Genomic DNA, 18,361 nt, shown 5'->3' with positions numbered 1-18,361 from the left:
ACACGTTATTTCGTGTCCGCGGTCCCGGGCTGGTGTTCAAGGCCACCACTTCTTGACCGCTGCGCGGCCACCGAGTCGGGTGCTGATCAAGGGCGGCGTGGTTTCGGCGGGTTCGTGAGCTGCCCCGGAGCGCCAACGCTCATCAACCACGGCTGATGGACTCCAGCCGAGCGTGCGTAGGCCTGCTCGCGACCAGAACCCTCAGGTTGCTGAGTGCCGGCAGTCCGGGCCCGTCCCCGCAACATCACAAACTCCGGCTGTAGCACTAGCCGATCAGGTCAGATCGCGGCGGATCCGCCAGAAGCTGAAGCCGGTCAGGGTGAGGGCAAGGACGAGGAACAGCCCGGTCTCACGCCACTGCAGACCCCAGAACCGACTGGCCGGCTGATAGGTGATCACTTGCCGGTAGCCCTCATCCGCGAGGCGTTGGAAACAGCTCGCCATCGGCTGGGTCTGCTGTCCTTTGTCTGCCGCCGGGGCGCCCGGCGGAGCCGGGACGCAATCCGCAACCCAGCTCGGCAGGGTCTTCTGGACCTGGCCGGCTGCGTTGACCGTGTGCTCGGACAGCTTCCAGAAGCCCAGGCCCTCGAGTTGAGCCTCGACTCGTAGCACCTGCGGATTCTGATCCGGACCCGACAGCTGGAGCCCTCGCATGTTCTCGGTCGTCACGATCACCTTGGTCTCGACGGGCGTCATCAGATGCGGCCGCAGCAGGATCGGCGACAGGATCTGGACGGCGATCACGCCGGCCAGCGTGATGGCGATCGCGACCACGCTGCGGCGCACGACCAGACCGACGGCGACACCGAGGGCGAACGCGAACGCCGCATAGCCGATCGGCACCACGCCGCGCGCACCGAAGATGGGCGGCAGCAGCCGCGGCGCGTTGAAGATGCCGGACGCTTGACCGGCGCCGATCGCGTCGTCGATCGGGTCGGACCACCAGCTGACCGCGAGGCTCAGCAATCCGGTCACGGCCATCGCGGCCAGCCCGGTGATGGCCAGCTTGGTGGCGAGCCAGCGAGTGCGGCTGATGCTCTGGTTCCACACCAGCCGATGCGTTCCGGCTTCCAGTTCGCGAGCGATCAGTGGTGCGCCCCAGAAGGCGCCGATCACCGGCGGGGCGGCGTACACGAGAGCCTGGCCGACGACGTACAGGTAGCTGTTGAGCTGGTCGAAGCTGATGCGGTCCAGGAAGCCGTCGTGGCTCGACTGGTAGTCGTTCAACAGGGCGGGGCCGGTCACGGCCAGGAAGATGGCGAGCACTGCGACGGCGGCGAGGACCACCAGGGCCTGCAGGCGGAACTGCCGCCAGGTCAGCCAGGTCATCTCTGGACCTCCAACACAGGGCGGCTGTTCTCCTGGGGCGAGGCGGAGCGGCCCATGTAGGCCAGCACGAGGTCCTCGAGGTTGAGCTGCGAGACCGTCCACGCCGGATCGAGGATCGGTTGGTCGGTGCGGATCAGGAAGGTGGACTGACGATCGGTGTGGCTGGCCGAGATCACGTGCTGGCCGGCCGGCAGCGACTTCTCGTCGCGGCGCGGACCCACCAGCCGGTAGTGCGTAGCCAGCAGCGTGTCGATCTCGCCGCTGACCTGCACGCGGGACTCGACCAGCACGACCAGGTAGTCGCAGGACCGCTCGACGTCGGAGACCAGGTGAGACGACAGCACGACGCTCAGCTCCTGCTCGGCGACGGCCTCCATCAGGTCCTGCAGGAACTCGCGGCGGGCCAGCGGATCGAGGCTGGCGACCGGTTCGTCGAGGATCAGCAGCTCGGGTCGTTTGGCAATGCCCAGGGTGAGCGCGAGCTGCGCGCGCTGACCACCGGACAGCCTCCCGGCCCGTTGCTTCGGATCCAGACCGAGGTGGCGGATCCGCTGCTGGGCGACGGCGTCGTCCCACGCCGGATTGAGCCGGGCGCCGAGGCGCAGGTGGTCCGCAACGTTCAACCTCGCGTAGGTGGGGGTGTCCTGGGCGACGAAACCGATCTTGGCCTGCTGGTTGGTCCCGGCCGGAGCGCCGAGCACCTCGATCGTGCCCCTGGTCGGCGTGAGCATGCCGACCGACAGGTTCAGCAGCGTGCTCTTGCCTGCGCCGTTGGGCCCGACCAGTCCGACGACGCGGCCCGCCGGGACCTCGAGCGTGCAGTCCGACAGCGCCCAGCGGCGCCCGTATTTCTTGCCCAGTCCCTGGGCCTGCAGAACGGTTGTCACGCTATGTCCTCCTGAGCGGCGGTCCGAAAGGTGGTCATGAAGAGTGCCTCGATGCTTTCGTCGTCCAGCCCCGCCCGCCGGGCCTTGCTCAGCCAGCGCTGCAGGTCCTGCCGCAGCGGCCCATGCGCGGCGAGGTTCGTGTCCGCGAGCGTCCGGATGACGAAGGTGCCGACCCCCGGCCTCGCCGAGACCAGCCCTTCGTGCTCGAGCTCGCGGTAGGCCTTGAGCACGGTGTTCGGGTTGATCGCGAGCTGTGCCACCACGTCCTTGACCGTCGGCAACCGGTCCCCTTCCCGCAACATCCCCAGCCGCAACGCGTTCCGGACCTGCTGAACGATCTGCTGGTACGGCGAGACGCCCGACCGTCCGTCGAGGTGGAACTCGATCATCCCGATCTCCCATTCATCTAGTTAACTAGCACAATACGCTCCTAAGAGGTTCATCCGTCAAGACTGGTCCGGCGATGGGGGAGGATGGCGACGTGACTGACGTGGGGGTGACGGTCCGGCAGGCCGTCGAAGCCGATGACGCCGCCTTGCTCGACCTGGACCGGAACGCCTGGGACTCCAGGTCCGGCTTCCCTTCGTTCCGCACGGTCGAACGGGACTCGTTCTTCAACGAACACAGTCGGCCCGAGGCGGTGCTGGTCGCCACGGACGGCGACCAGGTGCTCGGGTTCGCGCGGCTGGTGGACAAGTACTCGTTCGTCGAGGGCGCCGGGGTGTTGCTGGTCGCCGGCCTGGCGGTCGCGCCGACCGCGCGGCGCCGCGGTGTCGGATCAGCCCTGCTGGACGCGATCACCGCGGAGGCGAGGCGCCGGCACGGGCGCAAGATCAGCCTGAATGTGTTCAGCGCCAACCTCAGGGCGCAGCGGCTGTACGAACGCCACGGCTACGTCGTCGAGGCCCGCCGCATCGCCGAGTTCATCATCGACGGCGAGCCGATGGACGACCTGGTCCTCGCCAAGTTCCTCTGAGGCCGCGGTTCCTGTGAAGGCGCGGTCCTGTGAAGGCGCGGTCCTGTGAAGGCGCGGTCCTGGGAGGCCGCGGTGTTCGTGTGAGGCGTCAATGGTTGCCGTGCAGCGTCAGCGGAGGGCGTCGTAGCGGCGGAGGGCTTCCTGCCGGGCCTCGGCGTGGTCGACGATCCGGGCCGGGTAGCCCTCAGCCGAGTGCTTCCACGGCTCGTGCGCGGCCCTGCCCGGCAGGTTCGCCAGCGCGGGGATCCAGCGGCGGACGTAGTCGCCGGCCGGGTCGAACTTGAGGCCCTGCGTGGTCGGGTTGAAGATCCGGAAGTACGGCGATGCGTCGGCACCGCAGCCCGCCACCCATTGCCAGTTCAGGGAGTTCGACGCGAGATCCCCGTCCTGCAGCTTCCGCATGAACCACTTCGCGCCGTGCTTCCAGTGCACGTGCAGGTCCTTCACCAGGAACGACGCCACCACCATCCGGACCCGGTTGTGCATGAACCCGCTCTGCGCGAGCTGTCGCATCCCGGCATCCACGATCGGGTACCCGGTCAGACCGTTGCACCAGGCATCGAACGAGTCGCCCGGTTCGTCGTATGCCAGCTTCTCGAACTCCGGCCGCAACGGCTTCCACGCAGCCTCGGGGTGTCGCGCCAGCAGGTCACCGCAGAACTCGCGCCAGGCGAGCTCGCGGCGGTACGCCTCGGCACCCGCGCTGCGCTGCCGGGCGAGATCCGCCAGCATCGTGCGCGGGTGGATCTCCCCGTACTTCAGGGGGATCGACATCCGCGAGGTGGAATCCAGGTCCGGCCGATCACGCTCGTCGTCGTACGCCGCGACGCCGTCGAGGTAGTCCTGCCAGTGCTGACGCGCGGCCCCTTCCCCGGCCCCGTCCACAGGAGAAGCCGACGGCAGTGCGTCACTCCACCTGCCGATCCACTCGACCCGTGCGGGCGGATCGACCGGCTGCCGCCAGCCGTGCTCGAGCCACGCGCGGAAGTACGGGGTGAACACCTGGTACGACGATCCCTGCTGGGTCAGCACCCGCCCGGGCGCCACGGCGTACGGGGATCCCGTCGCGATCAACGGGCAGTCCAGTGCCTCCTCGACCGCGCGATCGCGGCGCTGCCCATAAGGCCCGTAGTCCGCAGCGACGTGGACACTCACCGCGCCGATTTCCTTGGCGAGGGCGGGAACCACCTCCGCCGGATCCCCACGCCGTACGACGAGCTTGCCGCCCATCGAGTCCGACAGACTCCTCAGCGATGCGACCAGGCGATCGCGACGGGCATCGGCCTCTTCGTCCTCGTCCCACAAAAGCGGGTCGAGGACGAAGAGGCCGATCAACTGACCGTCGCCGGCTGCAGCCGCGTCGAGTAGGGCTGGGTTGTCCGCCAGCCGGAGGTCGCGCCTGAACCACATCACCGCAGGAGCCACGCGTCGCATCCTGCCGTGGTGTGCTCGGCCGGCAAAACCTGTGCACAAGTTCGGCAGCGCCGGGCCTTGGAGCCGTCGTTGTCAGCCGAGGGCGGCCGGCCGGCCCCGCCCGGGTGCGGCGATTGGGTAAGCCTTGCCTACCTGAGTGAGAATGGTTGTCGTGAGCGAGCTGATCGATACCACCGAGATGTACCTGCGGACTGTCTACGAGCTGGAAGAAGAAGGCATCCTGCCGCTGCGCGCGCGGATCGCCGAGCGGCTCCACCAATCAGGTCCCACGGTCAGCCAGACGGTGGCGCGGATGGAGCGCGACGGGCTCGTCACGGTCGAGGGCGACCGGCACCTCGAGCTCACCGAGGTCGGCCGGATGCAGGCGGTCCGGGTGATGCGCAAACACCGGCTGGCCGAGCGGCTGCTGGTCGACGTGATCGGGCTGGAGTGGGAGGACGTGCACACCGAGGCCTGCCGCTGGGAACACGTGATGAGCGACGCGGTGGAGTTGCGGCTGCTGAAGATCCTCGACAACCCGACCGAGTCGCCGTACGGCAATCCGATCCCGGGCCTGGAGGAGTTGCACAAGGACAGCCAGGTGACCGCGATCGGCGACTTCCGGACCGGCGTCGAGCCGCTCGACAAGGTGCTTGACCAGGCCACCGGTCGGAGCGTCCGGGTGCTGGTGCGGCGGATCGCCGAGCCGGTGCAGACCGACGACGGCGCGATGGCAGTGCTGCGCCGCGCGGGTGCGCTGCCGGGCCGCGAGGTCGACTCGACGATGGACGCCGAGGGCGTGCTGGTCGGCAGCCGTGAGGCCGGCGGCGTGATCAGTGACGAGACCGCGGGTCACATCTTCGTCAGCCTGGTCTGACCGATCGCTGCCGGACCGGTCCTGGTCAGATCATGCTGTTTTTCAGAGCTGCATTGAGAACAGCCACTGGCAGCGCTCGATGCTGTACTCACAGTGGTCAGGCAGTAACGTCTGTTCGCGATGCCTGAGAACGAGATCGACTGGCCGGGTTACCTGCGGGAGTTCCACACCGCGGCCCCGGGCAGCACCGAAGCCCTGCTGTCGCGAGCCGTGTCCGGTGACCACACGCCCTACCGCTGGCTGGTCCGAGCCGTGTCCGGTGAGGCCCGCCGGGTCCTCGACCTGGCCTGCGGCAACGGACCGGTCGCGCGCGAGCTCTACGGCCGGTGGGTGGTCGGCGTCGACAACAACCAGGTCCAGCTCAGTGGTGCACCGGGGCCCAAGGTTCAGGCCGACGCGCTGCACCTGCCGTTCACGAACGAGGCCTTCGACGTGGTCACCTGCTCGATGGGCCTGATGGTCTTGCAGCCGCTGCCGGAGGTGCTCGCCGAGGCAGCCCGGGTACTGCGGCGGGGAGGCGTGCTTGCGGCGACCGTTCCTGCCGTCCGCCCGTTGCGTCGGGGTGACATCCGCACGCTGACCGGGCTGACCACCCGGCTGCGGTCCACGCCGCAGTTCCCGGCGGGCGGCGAGATCACCGGGCTGAGGGATCAGCTTCGCGCGGCCGGGTTCGACGTGATGGAGAGCCAGCGGGAGCGGTACGCATACACCGTCCGATCCATCGAGGACGCCCGACGGCTGGTGGGCGCGCTGTATCTGCCGGGGAGTACCGACGGCCGCCGCGAAGCCGCTGCCGCCTGGCTGGCCGAGCGGGCCGACGGCAAGGACGGCCTCGAGGTCGCGATCCCGGTCCGCCGCATCACCGCCATGCGTACCAAGGTCGCCCTCGCCTGACCTCGCCTGACCTCAGCTTGGTCGCGCGGCTCACCTTGCCCGCCTGTCGGTCAGCGGGGCTGCTGGCCGGACGACTAGGTACGGTTCTCGTGTGTCCGCTTTGACCTGGTCGATCCGCTCGGTGGATCACGCGCTCGACGGTCAGACGATCTACCGCGACCTGCTGGCCGGGGAACCGGCCGCCTTCTGGCTGGACGGCAGCCTCGCCGATCGTGGGATCCGCCGCGTCTCGGTCCTCGGTACGACGACCGGCGCCGGCGCGGAGGTCGTCGTACGGGATGCCCGCGACGGTGATGTCTTCGCCGAGTTGCAGGGACTCCTCGGCGCCAGGCGAGCCCGGCTGGGCGCAGTACCGGATCAGTTGAAGGACGTCTTCAGCGGCGGCTATGTCGGGTATTTCGGCTACGAGCTCAAGGCTCTGACGGGTGGAGCCGAGGCGCATCAGGCTGCGACCCCGGATGCCTTGTGGATCTGGGCGAACCGCTTCATCGTGGTCGACCACGATCAGCAGCTGAGCCTCCTCGTCGCGATCCACGAACCCGGTGATGCTGACGCTGCCCGCTGGCTCGACCGAGCCGAGAGCTCGGCGGCCAACTGGTCGATGGGTTGGCCGGACCCGCCGGCGATCGCGTCGCTCGAGCTGGAGGAACACCTCGAGCAGGATCGCGCGACCTACCTGGCCGGGATCGACGCTTGTATGGCGGCGCTGGAGGCGGGGGAGACCTATGAGGTCTGCCTGACGAACCGGGTCCGGCTACCGGCTGTGGAAGACCCTTTCGAGTTCTACTTGTGGCAACGCGCGCAGAACCCCGCGCCGTACTCGGCCTTCCTGCGGTACGGCGAGCTGGCGGTGGCCAGCTCGTCGCCCGAGCGGTTCCTGACGGTGGATGGCGACGGGTGGGCGGAGTGCCGGCCGATCAAGGGGACCGCGCCGCGCGAGGCGGACCCGGCGCAGGACCAGTTGGCCGCGAAGGCGCTGGCCGAGGATGAGAAGACGCGCGCCGAGAACCTGATGATCGTCGACCTGATCCGCAACGACCTCGGCCGGGTGAGTGTGCCGGGCACCGTCCAGGTGCCGCAGTTGATGGTCGTCGAGAGCTACCAGACGGTGCATCAACTGGTGACGACCGTCCGGGGGCTGCTGCGCTCAGGCGTGGACGCGATCGACGCGGTGCGCGCTTGCTTCCCGCCCGGTTCCATGACGGGCGCGCCGAAGATCCGCACGATGGAGTTGCTCGACGAGCTGGAATGCAGTGCCCGGGGTGTCTATTCGGGAGTCCTCGGATATCTCACGATCGACGGCCGCGCAGATCTCAGTGTGGTGATCCGGACTGCTGTGATGACTCCGGAGACGACGGTCGTCGGCGCGGGCGGCGCGATCGTGCTGGACTCCGACCCGGTCGCGGAGTACGAGGAAATGGTGCTCAAGGCAACGGCAACGATTGGCAGGTCGACGTGAACTCCCTACTGGTGGCGGATTCCTTCTTGGTTGCTGACGGCAAGGTCCGTGGGCTTGCCTTGCATCGAGAACGCTTCGTCGGCTCCTGTACTGCGCTGGGCGGCACCGGTGCGGGTGAGTTCTTCGACGACTCGTTGACCCGCCTGCCGCGCTTCGGCAGGTGGTTCCCCCGCTTCGAACTCGGGGAAGACGGACTGGATCTGCAGGTCCGCCCGGCTCCCGCGACGGGCGGCCGAATCCGGGTGGCCGTCCACACCGGGCCGGACCCCCGCACCAACCCACTCGTCAAAGGTCCCGACCTGTCGGGCCTCGGCGACCTCAAGGCCGCGGCGGCCTCGGAGTCCGGCGCGGACGAGGTGTTGCTGCTCGACACCGACGGCGTCGCCGTGGAAGCCGCCTACTCGGCCCTCGCCTGGTGGGAGGACGACACTCTGTGCTTCCCGCCCTCCGGCCGACCCTTCCTGCCCTCGGTCACAGCCCACCTCCTCCGCGACCTCGCCGCGACCCGCGACATCCCCACCGCTGAACGCGCTCGCACCGCTAAGGAACTTGCCGACGCTGACGAGGTCTGGCTCCTCAACGCCCTCCACGGCATCCGCCCCATCCACGCCTGGGACACCGGCCCCATCGATCCCCTCCCAGCCGCCATCGGGCCCACCTGGCAGGAGTCGCTCGTGGCCCTGGCAACCCCCCTCCAATAACCCCTTCCGCGGCACTCGGCGGTTGACGGCCGCCGGGCGGGTGGTGCTACGGTTCATTAGTCAAGTAATGAACCTATGAACCTAGCCATCCGCCCGAGCACGAGCCAGGAGGGACCACGGTGTTCGACGATCGCAGCCCGATCTATCTCCAGATCGCGGACCAGATCAAGAACGACATCGTCACGGGTGCCCTCGCCGAGGACGAACAGGTCATGTCGACGAACCAGTATGCGGCGTTCTATCGGATCAACCCCGCCACCGCGGCCAAGGGCTTCGCCCAGTTGGTCGACGAGGGCGTGCTCTACAAGAAGCGCGGGATCGGCATGTTCGTCAGCCCGAATGCTCGCGAACTGCTCCGCACCGGCCGGCGTGACTCGTTCTTCGCCGAGGTGGTGGATCCGATGATCCGCGAGGCCAAGGCGATCGGCGTTCCGCTCAAGGACGTCGTCCAGCACATCCAGAAGGACGGTGACCAGTGAGCGGGCTGGCAGTGAGGACCGAGAACCTGAGTGTCCGGTTCGGCGGCGTACCGGCCCTGGACGGCCTGGACCTGCGGCTCGCGCCGGACAAGATCCATGGTCTGCTCGGTCGCAACGGCTCCGGCAAAAGCACGTTCGTCGCGACGCTGGCCGGGTTCCGCAAGCCCGATGACGGCAGGGTGCTGCTCGAAGGCGGCGAACTCGGCGCCGCCCGCGAGCCGTACGAGGACGCCGTCGTGACGAGCCGGATCTGCCTGATCCGCGAATCCGGCGACCTGGTCGGTGCGGCCTCGGTCAAGCATGTGCTGGAGTTGGCTGCGGCGCTGCGGCCCTTCTGGAACCACGATCTCGCGCGGGAGTTGCTGGACAAGTTCGAGGTGCCTGTCCGCCAGAAGGTGCAGAAGTTGTCCCGCGGCAAGAAGTCCGCGCTGGGCGTAGTACTGGGACTCGCCAGTCGCGCGCCGTTGACGATCTTCGACGAGAGCTACCTGGGCATGGATGTGCCCTCGCGGAACCTCTTCTACGACGCGCTGCTCGCCGACTACGCCGAAGTGCCGCGCACGATCGTGCTGTCCACCCACCTGGTCAGCGAGGTCAGCACGATGCTCGAGGAGGTCGTGATCCTGGACCGCGGCAGGGTGGTCACCCAGGCACCGGTCGACTCGCTGCGCGGCCGCGGCGCGTCGATCGTCGGCCCGGTCGCGGCCGTGGACGAGTTGACGGCCGACCTGACTGTGCTCGCCGAGCAGCGACTTGGCGGGACGAAGTCCTCCACTGTGCTCGGCGATCTGGACAACGGCCTGCTGGCCAGGGCTCGATCGGCCGGGCTGGAGATCGGCCCGGTCGGTTTGCAGGACCTCTTCGTCCACCTGACCGACTCGACCCCGACGAAGGAGAGCGGCCGATGAGCGCCACTGTTTCAGCGACCCTGCCGGGCTCTGTGACCGCGGGCAGCCGGCTGCGAGGGGTCCTGCGGGCCATCATCGTCGGGCTCCGGCAGATGATCGTCGGCTACTGCTTGGTGATGGTGGCGGTCTTCCTCCTCGGCGGACTGACCGTTCAGTTCATCGGCGGTGGAATCAACCACAGTATGTGGGACTACGGCACCCAGTCGCCGAAGTACTTCTCCGCGGCGATCGGGATCACCCTCACTCCGGCGTTGTTCAACCTGCTGATCGCGCACGGCGTCACCCGGCGGATGTTCGCCGTTGCCAGCAGCATCGTTCTCGTCGGCGCGGCCGCATCCATCGCGGTGTTCTGGGTGATCGTCTACCAGGTGGAGCACGTGATCTACGCCGCGTCAGGCCTGACGCAGACGCTGGCCAACCCGCACCTGTTCACCAGGACCTCACAGGTCGGACTCATCTTCACCGAGTTCTTCCTGCTGATCATCTCGCACGAAGTCGCCGGTTGGCTGGTCGGCATCGGGTTCTACCGGTTCGGCTTCTGGAAGGGTCTCGCGTTGCTGCCGCTCGGCTTGCTGCCGGCGATCGCCGCGGAACTCCTGCTGGTCGCGCAATGGCTCGCCCAGGCGCTCGCGAACACCGGCTACCACCGTCCACCGCTGGCCGTCGCCGTACCGGGAGTGGTCGCCGTCAGCGCCCTCGGCCTGTACTTCGGCTACCTGCTGATCCGTCCGATGGGGCTCAAACCCGCCAAGGGCTGAGCTCTCACCACACCACCCCGAGTACCAAGGGAGGCTTCGCCATGCCCCAAAACAGGCCCGAAAACAGGCCCGAGAATACGACCGAGAATACGACCGAGAACGCCCTGGTCGTCGTCGAGAACCTGCGCAAGACCTACGGTGCGACCGTCGCCGTCGAGGATGTCTCACTGACCGTCCACCCGGGCGAGATCTTCGGCATCCTCGGCCCGAACGGCGCCGGCAAGACCACCACCGTCGAGTCGATCGCCGGACTGCGTACGCCGGACGGCGGCACGGTTCGCGTCCTCGGCCTGGATCCGCGGCGGCACCGCACCGAGATCACCTCGCTGATCGGAGTACAGCTCCAGGCGAGCGAGCTCCCCGAACGCATCAGGGCGCGGGAGGCGCTCGAGCTCTACGCGTCCTTCTATCCGTCACCAGCTGACCCCGCCGAACTGCTGGAGCGGCTGGGCCTGACCAAGGTGCAGAACACCGCGTTCGCCAAGTTGTCCGGCGGCCAGAGGCAGCGGTTGTCGATCGCGCTGGCGCTGATCGGCAACCCAAAGATCGCCATCCTCGACGAGTTGACGACAGGCCTCGACCCGCAGGCCCGGCGCGACACCTGGGAGTTGGTCAAGCAGATTCGCGACTCGGGCGTGACGATCATCCTGGTCACGCACTTCATGGAGGAGGCTGAGTATCTCTGCGACCGGATCGCCATCATCGACGCGGGCAAGGTCGTCGCGCTCGACACTCCGGCCGGGCTGGTGGATGCCGCCCGGTCCGAGCAGCGGATCACCTTCAAGCTCGAAGGGCCGTTCGACGACGCGATCCTGACCGCCCTGCCGGCCGTCCGGACGGTGAGGCACGAGCGGGACCGCATCGTTGTCACCGGCAACGACGACCTACTCGTGGGGGTCGTCACCGAGCTGGCCGGTCGCGGTCTCAAGCCGTATGACCTGCACACCGAACAGACCACGCTCGACGACGCCTTCCTCCAACTGGTGCCCCTGGCAGGCCGCGACTTCGAAGGAGCGCAACGATGAGTCAGACACTCACTCTCACCCGGATCGAGGGCAAGCTGTTCCTCCGGGAGTGGTCCGGGTTGTTCTTCGTCTTCGTCCTGCCGGTCGGCCTGCTGACGATCTTCTCGCTGATGAACACCGGCGGCGGCAGCTCGGACGGCATCCCGGCCAGCTTCCTGCCCACGATGGCGATCGGGATCGGGATCGGCATCCTCGGGATGGCGACGCTGCCGATGATCCTGGCCGGGTACCGGGAGAAGGGCGTGTTGCGCCGGATGTCGACGACGCCGGTGCGGCCGGTCAAGCTGTTGATCGCGCAACTGCTGCTGCACCTGGCCGCGGCCGTGGTGGTCATCGTCCTGATCCTCGGCATCGGTAAGCTCGCCTTCGACGCCGCACTGCCCGGTTCACCCGTGCCCTTCGCGCTCGCGGCCATCTTGTACTGCGTTGCGCAACTGTCCATCGGCCTGCTCATCGCGGGGCTCGTCTCCACTGCGAAGGGTGCGAGCATCGTCGGCAACATCCTCTTCTTCCCGAGCATGTTCTTCGCCGGCGTCTGGACTCCGGGTGACCTGATGCCCGAGTCGCTGCGCTGGCTGCGCGACATCACCCCGATGGGTGCCGGCATGGGCAGCATGCAGGACGCCTGGTCCGGTCATTGGCCAGGGCTGGAGCACGTGGTCGCGATGATCGTGGTGACACTGGCCTGCCTCGGGTTGGCTGCGAAGTTCTTCCGCTGGGAGTGACGCGCAACCTCGGGCGCGGCCCAACATCACGCGCCGCTGACGTCGTCGCTGACCGTCACGCGAAGCTAGCGGACTCAGCGGGTTATGCACAGGGGCTGTGCATAACGTAGGTCGTTTCTGTGGACGGTTGCGCACACACTGTGGACGACACGCAGAAGGTCGCGAATTGACGGAAACTGTTGAGGAGAAAGGGTTGTGCGGTCCCCGGCGTCGGCGGTAGAAATGTCGACACGCTGTTCCCTCGGGAACGGTGGGTCGGACGGATACCGAGGACCCTAGCGGTGGGGATCCCCACCGAGGTAGACCGGTGACGGGGTCTGCCGGACCCGACGGACCCGTTCGGGAAGCTGGAGACGTCACCTTCCTTCAGCTACATGTGGGGCCCCTCCGACTCATACTCGGAGGGGCCTCGCTTCTTTCGCAGACGGCACCGGCCGGCGCACAGAGGTCTGTGCGCCGGCCGATGGTCGAATTCAGCGGAGGGTGACTTTCAGGGTGGAGGTCCGGTGCTGGGTCAGCGCCTGCACCTCGGTCCCGCGGCTGGTCTTCACCACCTTGTACTGCGCGTCGCGCCCGTCGAGTGACACCTTGCCGACCTGCGCGCCGACCGGGAGAACCGCGCCGATGGTAAAGGTCGCACCGATGCCGTTGATCGTCACGTCGGTCCGCAACTCCTTGTTTACAAGGCTTGCGGCGACATCGATGGATCCTTGACCGAGCCGGATGTTGCTTCCGGCCACCTTCTGCTGACCGCCCGGGATCTGCGGAACGACCGATACCCGTCCGTGGCCGAGATCCGGATCCACGCCCAGCTGCTGGTGCACGACCGGCCACAGCACACCGTACGTGCCCCATGCCTGCAGTGTCATCGAGCGGTCGTAGAAGGGTCGGCCGATATTCGCCGGGGAATCGGGTGACGGCGCGATCTCCGGCATGGCACCCGGTGTCTCCCAGACGCTCGGGTCGAGCTGGATGCGGGCGTTTCCGGTCGTGTAGACCTGCTGCTGCCTCTTGCCGAGCCGACCGTAGTTGCCTTCAGCAACTGCCATGATCGAGGTGTTCAGTGAGAAGATGCTGCGCTCGCTCTTCACCGCCGACACCACCTCGTCACAGCTCGGGCCGGGGTTGCCGGCAGCGTCCGACGTGGGTCCAGTGCCTGTATGGAACAGTCCGAACTCCCCTGTGTAGCAAGGCTTCTCGCGCTGATCCAGTGCCACGCCGGCGTGCGCCTGCGAAGCCAACGGGGCGGTCGGCTGACCCGGCCGGACCAGCTCCGCCTCCATCGGAGTCACGCCGGTCCAGTGCCGCTGGAAGATCGGCGTGTTGTCGTTCGCGGGGTCCTTCGGGTCGTCGACCGAGTCGGCGTACCCGAACGCCTTCGCGACCCACCACTGCGTCTCGAACCGCTTCTCGATGTCCTCGGCCTTGGCGGTTGCCCACTGCTGGGTCTGCCGGTCATTGCGGGAACCGGCCAGGTCGGCGAGGTCACGCAAGCCGCGTGCGAGGTACACCGTGCTGTCGAGCTTCTCCGATCCCATCCCGCTGCGCTCGACGTTCGCGAGGCCCTCGGGCCAGCCGTCGTGGTCTGCGTCGAGTTCGCGGTACACGTACTGCAAGTTGCGCTTGCTGAAGTCGTACATCTCGTCGCGGAACCGGTTGTCGCCGGTCCACCGCCACAGCAGTGCGACGATGCTCGGGAACTTCACCGTCTCGTCGGTGTTGCCCGCGCTCGTGTTGGAACCGAAGTACACGTCACCGCTCGGGGTGACCTCGTGAGCCACCTTGCCGCTGCGGTTGTTCAGGATGTCGCTCACGTCGCGGAGTGCTCGCAGATGTGCCTTGACCGTGTCGAACTGCCCGGCCGCGACGGCGGCGTACGAGGTGTACTCGCCGTCGGTTGCGAACAGCCACGGGTAGTCGGGGAAGCCGGCGCCGAACCAGCGGGCGACGTCGACGGTGCCGGCGGGAGCCGGGTACGACTTGCCCTCGTTGACGTCGCGGATCTGCAGGTTGTGGGCTTCCTGGACCGAGTCTGCGAGGTTCTGCTTGCTCCACTCGACGCTCTGCTGCAGTAGCCGATCACCAGGTAGGTCCACTGCCGACATCGCGTCGATCCCCGCACGTGCCTTGGTCTTTGCCGCCAGCAACTTCGCGGGATCGCTGATCGCCTTCTGGTACTCGCGTTGTGCCGCGGTCGTGCTCTGATCCGACCCGGCGACGGCGAACCAGACCGTGGTCGGGCGGCCGGGTTGAAGGGTGACGTCGTAGGTCAGGCGGCCACCCGTGCCCTTGCCGAAGGCCGAGTCGTCGCAGCGCGTCGGCGCCGTACCGTCCGCCGGGCAGATCACCGCGGGGTCTTGCGGGCCGCGGTGATCCGCGCCGAGTGCGTGGCTCGCCGGACGCAGGGACGATCCGACCAGCGCCGTGTAGTCATGCGCCTGCGCGTTCGGGAACGCCGGGGTGCCCTGGTCCCGGAACTGCAGAGCGCCGTCGCCGAAGGAGCCGGTGTCGGGCAGGTTCGCCTGAGCTGCGCTGGGCGTGGTCCAGCCCCAGGGGTATGACTGCATCAGTTCGGAGTGGGCGTCGACGTCCAGTTTGACGGTCTTTGCCTTGCTTGACTGCAGCGTGACACCGACGACGGTCGCGCGGATGTCGTCGGGCACGAAGTCGGTGCGCTTCACGCTGACGTCGCCGCCGTAGTCGATGCGCTGGTAGCCGTGCCCGCTGGTGTAACTGGCGGCCTGCACGTCCTTGCCGAGCCACGAGCCGTCGACGCCGAACCACAAGCCGTCGAGCAGTTTCAGCGGCTGCGTCCAGAAACCGCCCATCTCACCGCGGATGTGCCATCCGGTCGCCGGATACAGGCCTGACTCGTCGCCCATCGCATAGGCCCGATCGCCGACCACCAACGATCGCCGATCCGCAAGCCGCGTCGTGGCCGACTGCTCGCTTCCTTGTCCTCCGGCAGCTGCGGCAGCCTGTGCTCCGGGGGTCGCTGCAGCTGCCTGTGCTCCGGGCGGTGCAACTGCTTGTACTCCGGGTGGTGGCCCGGCTTGGTTCGCAGTACGGCCGGGTGGTCCGGTCGCCGCGGCGGTGCCGGTGAGGGCGAGTACTGCGGCGAGAAGGCCGGCTGGTCCGGCGATGTGTCTGGTGGTTCGTCCGACAGGGCGGGTTGTCATGACGGGATTCCTCCTTCTCGCGGTGCTCGTGCACCGCATCAGCCCGGGGCTGAGCTGCCCCTGATGACCAGTTCGGGTTGTAGCAGCCGCTCGGTCGACGACCTGGCGGGTGTTGGGTCGGCGTCTGGGTTGTCGGCCGACCGGCGGGTGGGGGCGGTGAGGATGTCGATCAGTTCGGTGGCGATCTGGTCCATCGGCTGACGGATGCTCGTCAGGGCCGGGGACACGACCGAGGCGAGCGGCGAATCGTCGAAGCCGGTGACGCCCACCTCGACTCCCGCGGTCAGACCACGCCGGTTCAACTCGCTGAGTGCGCCGAGCGCCAGAACGTCGCTGATGGCAACGATCCCGTCCACCGGTTCGGTTGCGTCCAGCAACTCCGCGGTCGCCCCGGCGCCTTCGTCGATGGTGTCATCGACGCAGCGCATCGCCCGTCCGCTGGTCGACAGACCGAGTTGCTTGCACGCGTCGCTCCAGCCGCTCAGCCTGTCCTCGGCGAGTCCGGACGACTTCGGCCAGCTGAGGAAGCCGATCCGCCGGCGTCCCGCGTCGTACAGGTGCCGGACCGCGGCAGCGCAGCCAGCCGCACCGTCGACGTCGACGAACGGCCCGGGCTGGGTGGTCTCCTTCCAGACCCGGCCGAACGACACGAACGGGATCTCCTGCTCCTTCAACCACCCATGCCTCGGGTCGTGGGTCTCCGTCTGCGAGAGCACGAAGCCGTCCACCAGTCGCCGGGCGTGCAGGTCCTCGTACACAGGCATGCCCTCGAGTCCGACGGGCGCGGTGAACAGCAGGATGTGCCGGCTGGTGGTCTCGGCGGCGGTGCAGAGCGCGTGCAGGAACTGGTCCATCACCAGGTGTGCCTGCCCGTTCGGCCAGCTGGGCACGCAGTACCCGATCAGCTCGACGGCGCTGGTCCGCAGACTGCGCGCGTTACGATTGGGTCGGTAGTTGAGCAGTTCGATCGACTTGGTGACCCGTTGCAAAGTGTCCGGGCGTAGTCGGTGCGGTGCGTTCAGGGCGTTCGAAACGGTCTGGACCGACACTTCCGCATGAGCGGCGACCTGCTTCAGCGTTGCCACGACGACCCCCTCCGTTTCGGTGAAGAAGTCTGTTTGAACGTTAAAACCCTGGCAGTCTCACGCCGGAACCCCTTCCCTGTCAACGGTTCGGCAGGCAGTCGAGCTCAGCAAGGGTGAGGGGGCTGGCGAGGGGTCGGCGAGGTACAGGGGACCAGCGAGGCTGTGCGGTTCGGCGAGGCTGGATGGGTCGGCGAGGCACAGGTGACCAGCGAGGATGAGCGGGTTCGGCGAGGGTGGATGGGTGAGCGGGGAGCGGGATCGGCGAGGGGGAGAGTCGGTTCAGCGAAGCACAGGGGGACCGGCGCGGAGGATCTCGTGGGCGTCTGAGACTGGGCCGGGCGCGATCCAGCGGCCCCACCAGGTGGCGCCCACCCCGGCGAAGTCGGCAGGAATGCCGCCGCTGGCCTTGAACTCGAAGCCCGCCGTGCTGCCTCGGTCGGTCGCGACCTCGGCGAGCAGTTTGCGGACGTCAGCCGGAGTCAGCTGTTGAGGGCGCTCGGCGGTTCCCTTGTAGGCGCAACTGCCGTCCCAGCGGACGATGCGGCGACGCACCGCGGGGACGAGCAGGTTGCCGCCGACCCAGATCGGGATGCGTGGTTGCTGGATGGGCCGAGCGGTGAGTTGTACGCCGTCGAGTTGGTAATGCTTGCCGGTGTACGTGACGGGTTCGCCGGTCCACAAGGCGTCGATGATCTCGAGTGACTCGTCCAGCTTCTCCGCGAGCACGCGCGGCTCGGACGACTCCCCGACACCGCGCAGGAACGGATCGCCCGGGTCGCCGATCCCGACTCCGAGGATGAGGCGACCAGCTGACAGGTGGTCCAGTGCGACCGCCTCGGCCGCGAGCTTCCACGGTCTGCGCCGCGGCACCGGCGTCACCGTCGTACCGATTCTGATCGTCGACGTGGCGGCCGCCATCGCCGCGAGGCAGATCCACGGGTCGTAGGTCGGCTGTGAGGAATCGCCTTGGTAGACAAGGTAATCCTCGAGGAAGATCGCGTCCCAGCCGCAGTCCTCGGCCAGCCGCGCGAGCTGACCCAACCCGCGCGGATCCCGCCCCTGACCGACCGCGCCGAACGTCACCGAGAACCGCATGCGCCGAACGTAGCCACCAGGACCGACACTTTCTCGCCCGGTGCCCGGCAATTCGACGTACTGGTCGAGGTCGGGGGCAAGCGTCGCCCCGGCGGCTCCCCGCGGTCGCTTGTCCCCTCGGCTGGGCGGCGTGACCACCGTCGATGGAGGCGCTCCCGTTGCGGTCCCGCCACCTAGCTCCTCACCGCAGACCCGCACGGGGTCGACGCGGTGGTGCTGCCCGGCGGCTTCTCGTACGGCGACTATCTGCGCGCCGGGGCAATCTCGCGGTTCGCGCCCGTGATGGGCACGATCATCGAGAAGGCCGCCCAGGGCCTGCCGTCGACACCTCACTCACTCATTGCCGGGCTCGCCGCCGGCGGTCGCAGTCGCGGTGGTCCCTTGCTCCTGGCCCCAAGTCAGCCTGCTGGCCGCGACTTGCCCCGTGCTCACGGCCGCGACCCCGTGCTCACGGCAGCGACTTGCGCCGTGGTCATGCCAGCGGACGGGCGCATAGGGCGCCGGTCCCTTCCCGGGCTCGGCAGGGCTCGAGTGTGAGGGGTGTGCTGTCGAGTGTGCGGAGCGTGTCGCC

The 18,361-nt window shown here is 68.0% G+C and carries 17 protein-coding genes and 1 pseudogene; 11 read left to right on the top strand and 7 right to left on the bottom strand.

The genetic code is table 11. The annotated features are described in order from the left end of the window. Positions 1-273: 273 nt before the first annotated feature. From ABD210_RS09730 to ABD210_RS09720, 3 genes are read right to left on the bottom strand one after another with little or no spacing between them, the layout of a single operon-like run. Positions 274-1,329 (bottom strand): ABC transporter permease subunit, encoded by a 1,056-nt coding sequence (locus ABD210_RS09730; protein WP_344110663.1) that lies wholly within the window; start codon positions 1,327-1,329, stop codon positions 274-276. Beyond that, positions 1,326-2,216 carry an ABC transporter ATP-binding protein gene (locus ABD210_RS09725; protein ID WP_344110661.1) on the bottom strand — a complete coding sequence of 297 codons (891 nt, stop codon included), beginning with the start codon at positions 2,214-2,216 and terminating at the stop codon, positions 1,326-1,328. The genes ABD210_RS09730 and ABD210_RS09725 overlap by 4 nt, the downstream gene beginning before the upstream one ends. Continuing rightward, positions 2,213-2,605: a GntR family transcriptional regulator gene (locus ABD210_RS09720; RefSeq protein ID WP_344110659.1), complete on the bottom strand. Its 393-nt coding sequence runs from the start codon at positions 2,603-2,605 to the stop codon at positions 2,213-2,215. Before ABD210_RS09720 ends, ABD210_RS09725 begins: the two co-directional genes overlap by 4 nt. Positions 2,606-2,697: 92 nt before the next feature. On the opposite strand from ABD210_RS09720, the gene ABD210_RS09715 reads away from it, so the two are divergent. Then, positions 2,698-3,192: a GNAT family N-acetyltransferase gene (locus ABD210_RS09715; RefSeq protein ID WP_344110658.1), complete on the top strand. Its 495-nt coding sequence runs from the start codon at positions 2,698-2,700 to the stop codon at positions 3,190-3,192. Between the two features lie 108 nt (positions 3,193-3,300). Here ABD210_RS09715 and ABD210_RS09710 read toward each other — a convergent pair whose 3' ends face one another. Continuing rightward, positions 3,301-4,626: a cryptochrome/photolyase family protein gene (locus ABD210_RS09710; RefSeq protein WP_344110656.1), complete on the bottom strand. Its 1,326-nt coding sequence runs from the start codon at positions 4,624-4,626 to the stop codon at positions 3,301-3,303. A gap of 142 nt (positions 4,627-4,768) precedes the next feature. On the opposite strand from ABD210_RS09710, the gene ABD210_RS09705 reads away from it, so the two are divergent. The 9 genes from ABD210_RS09705 to ABD210_RS09665 all read left to right on the top strand — a co-directional run bounded on the left by ABD210_RS09705 (position 4,769) and on the right by ABD210_RS09665 (position 12,431). Next, on the top strand, positions 4,769-5,482 hold the full coding sequence (locus ABD210_RS09705; RefSeq protein WP_425552667.1) for an iron-dependent transcriptional repressor DtxR: 714 nt from the start codon (positions 4,769-4,771) through the stop codon (positions 5,480-5,482). A 120-nt stretch (positions 5,483-5,602) separates the two neighbouring features. After that, entirely contained in the window at positions 5,603-6,376 is a 774-nt protein-coding gene (locus ABD210_RS09700; protein ID WP_344110654.1) for a class I SAM-dependent methyltransferase, read from the top strand. Positions 6,377-6,467: 91 nt separating this feature from the next. Then, positions 6,468-7,835, top strand: a complete 1,368-nt coding sequence (gene pabB / locus ABD210_RS09695) for an aminodeoxychorismate synthase component I (RefSeq protein ID WP_344110653.1) — start codon at positions 6,468-6,470, stop codon at positions 7,833-7,835. Continuing rightward, positions 7,832-8,536: an aminotransferase class IV gene (locus tag ABD210_RS09690; protein WP_344110652.1), complete on the top strand. Its 705-nt coding sequence runs from the start codon at positions 7,832-7,834 to the stop codon at positions 8,534-8,536. The genes pabB and ABD210_RS09690 overlap by 4 nt, the downstream gene beginning before the upstream one ends. 119 nt (positions 8,537-8,655) lie before the next feature. Continuing rightward, positions 8,656-9,015 carry a GntR family transcriptional regulator gene (locus ABD210_RS09685; protein ID WP_344110650.1) on the top strand — a complete coding sequence of 120 codons (360 nt, stop codon included), beginning with the start codon at positions 8,656-8,658 and terminating at the stop codon, positions 9,013-9,015. Beyond that, positions 9,012-9,923, top strand: coding sequence for an ATP-binding cassette domain-containing protein (locus ABD210_RS09680; protein ID WP_344110649.1), 912 nt, complete (start codon positions 9,012-9,014; stop codon positions 9,921-9,923). The genes ABD210_RS09685 and ABD210_RS09680 overlap by 4 nt, the downstream gene beginning before the upstream one ends. After that, complete coding sequence (locus tag ABD210_RS09675; RefSeq protein ID WP_344110648.1) at positions 9,920-10,681, top strand: hypothetical protein; 762 nt, start codon at positions 9,920-9,922, stop codon at positions 10,679-10,681. The genes ABD210_RS09680 and ABD210_RS09675 overlap by 4 nt, the downstream gene beginning before the upstream one ends. A gap of 41 nt (positions 10,682-10,722) precedes the next feature. Next, positions 10,723-11,706, top strand: coding sequence for an ABC transporter ATP-binding protein (locus ABD210_RS09670; protein ID WP_344110647.1), 984 nt, complete (start codon positions 10,723-10,725; stop codon positions 11,704-11,706). After that, positions 11,703-12,431, top strand: coding sequence for an ABC transporter permease (locus tag ABD210_RS09665; RefSeq protein ID WP_344110646.1), 729 nt, complete (start codon positions 11,703-11,705; stop codon positions 12,429-12,431). Before ABD210_RS09670 ends, ABD210_RS09665 begins: the two co-directional genes overlap by 4 nt. Positions 12,432-12,904: 473 nt before the next feature. Here the strand turns inward: ABD210_RS09665 and ABD210_RS09660 are convergent, their stop codons facing one another. The 3 genes from ABD210_RS09660 to ABD210_RS09650 form a co-directional block, all read right to left on the bottom strand. Further along, positions 12,905-15,610, bottom strand: a complete 2,706-nt coding sequence (locus tag ABD210_RS09660) for a glucosidase family protein (RefSeq protein ID WP_344110645.1) — start codon at positions 15,608-15,610, stop codon at positions 12,905-12,907. Between the two features lie 38 nt (positions 15,611-15,648). Next, positions 15,649-16,695 carry a LacI family DNA-binding transcriptional regulator gene (locus ABD210_RS09655; protein WP_344110644.1) on the bottom strand — a complete coding sequence of 349 codons (1,047 nt, stop codon included), beginning with the start codon at positions 16,693-16,695 and terminating at the stop codon, positions 15,649-15,651. Positions 16,696-16,974: 279 nt separating this feature from the next. After that, on the bottom strand, positions 16,975-17,790 hold the full coding sequence (locus tag ABD210_RS09650; protein ID WP_344110642.1) for an LLM class flavin-dependent oxidoreductase: 816 nt from the start codon (positions 17,788-17,790) through the stop codon (positions 16,975-16,977). A gap of 189 nt (positions 17,791-17,979) precedes the next feature. Between ABD210_RS09650 and ABD210_RS09645 the strand changes: the two are divergent. Beyond that, positions 17,980-18,111: pseudogene (locus tag ABD210_RS09645) on the top strand (phosphoribosylformylglycinamidine synthase subunit PurQ); the annotation flags it as partial. Positions 18,112-18,361: the final 250 nt, after the last annotated feature.

The sequence above is a fragment of the Kribbella alba genome (assembly GCF_039529635.1).
In the GTDB taxonomy this organism is placed as follows: domain Bacteria; phylum Actinomycetota; class Actinomycetes; order Propionibacteriales; family Kribbellaceae; genus Kribbella; species Kribbella alba.
Note: the sequence above shows the minus strand (reverse complement) of the source record. Positions and strands in the feature narration are given on the sequence as shown.